Here is a 1,331-nt window from a genome sequence, read left to right on the forward strand (position 1 = left end):
CGGCCAGCCGGCGCAGCAGCTCCCGCTCGGTCCGCTGGAGCGCGCCGACCAGCGCCTCCGGGTCCTCCGCGGTCAGGAAGCCGGCGTGGACGCCGAAGAACCGCTGCAACGCGTCACAGTGCTCCATGGTGGGCCGCCGGTCGCCGTTGAGCAGCGCACCGGCCTGCTGGCGGGACATGCCCGCACCGTCGGCGATCTCCCGCTGGGTGTAGCGGCGGCCGTCCGGCCGGAGCCGGGTGCGGCGCAGCAGGTCGAGCCGCTGCAGGAAGCGGGTCTGCACGTCGCGTTCCCCGCCCGGCCGGCCGTTCAGCAGGGCCTTCACCACGCCCTCGGGGACACCGGAGGCCGCCGACAGGCGCGCCACGTCGAACACCTCGGCACGGGAGACGCCGAGGCGGTCGGCCAGCGAGCAGACCCGGGCGGTCACCGCCCGTAGCGGGGCGGCCTCACCGGCCCCCCGGTCCTCCATGTCACCCGCCACCGCAGCTCTCCCGCGTCGCGTCCGTCCGGACGCGGTGAGACTAGCGGTCACCCGGACGACCCTCCAGGTCCCGCCACAACTGTGGCCGGATCCGGCCGCCAACACCCCTGAAATGCCACAATGGTTGACACGCGTGGTGCCCGACCGGGAGGATCAGGGCCGCCGACGGGGCCGAGAGGGGGACCTCCCGATGACAGCTCGGGCAGGGGGCCGGCGCCCGCAACCGCGGCCGGGGCCCGAAGAGGCCTATCTGAGGGACTACACGGCGTTGCTGGAGAGTGTGTCCTTCCCGTCGGTGCTGCTCGACCGCGCCTGGGACGTGGTGGTCGCCAACACGGCGTTCACCGAGCTGTTCCGCTCCGTCGGGCCGCACCCCACCGCCATGCCGGGCGACAACTTCCTGCGCTTCGTCCTCTTCCACCCCGACGCCGGCCAGGTGCTCGCCGACCGGGAGGTCCGGTGGTGCCTGCCGGCTCTCGCCCGGTTCGCCCACCTCAGCGAACGGTACGGGGACGACCCGGTCCTTCAGGCGGTGCGGCGCGAGATCGCCGAGGACCCGCTCATGGAGGCCGCCTACCGGCAGGGGCTCCCGCACTGGGTGCGCACCGTGGGGGAGCGCGCGGCGCGTGAACACGACGGCTCCGTACGGCAGTTGGTGCGCCCGGGCGCGGGGCGGGGAGTGCGGGAGTGCCGCCTCGTGGTGGAGGCGCCCGCCGCGTTCGCGGAACTGGGCTACGAGCGGATGACGCTGGTGCTCCCCGGACCCGATCCGGAGCCCGGGCCCGCCGCGGACGCACCCGAGCGTTCTCCGCGCGGCCGCGGCCACCTGTCGCTGGTGCACTCCGTCACC

2 protein-coding genes are annotated in these 1,331 nt (G+C 74.8%); one reads left to right on the forward strand and one right to left on the reverse strand.

Features of this window, described 5'->3' with window-relative positions:
- A partial coding sequence (locus HW445_RS31190) for a helix-turn-helix transcriptional regulator (RefSeq protein WP_180224139.1) occupies positions 1-469 on the reverse strand: 469 nt, incomplete at its 3' end.
- A gap of 202 nt (positions 470-671) precedes the next feature.
- Here HW445_RS31190 and HW445_RS31195 point away from each other — a divergent pair.
- Positions 672-1,331 (forward strand): hypothetical protein (locus HW445_RS31195; protein WP_180224138.1); only part of this gene is annotated, 660 nt, incomplete at its 3' end.

The sequence above is a fragment of the Streptomyces sp. UH6 genome, assembly GCF_013421635.1.
GTDB lineage: Bacteria > Actinomycetota > Actinomycetes > Streptomycetales > Streptomycetaceae > Streptomyces > Streptomyces abyssomicinicus.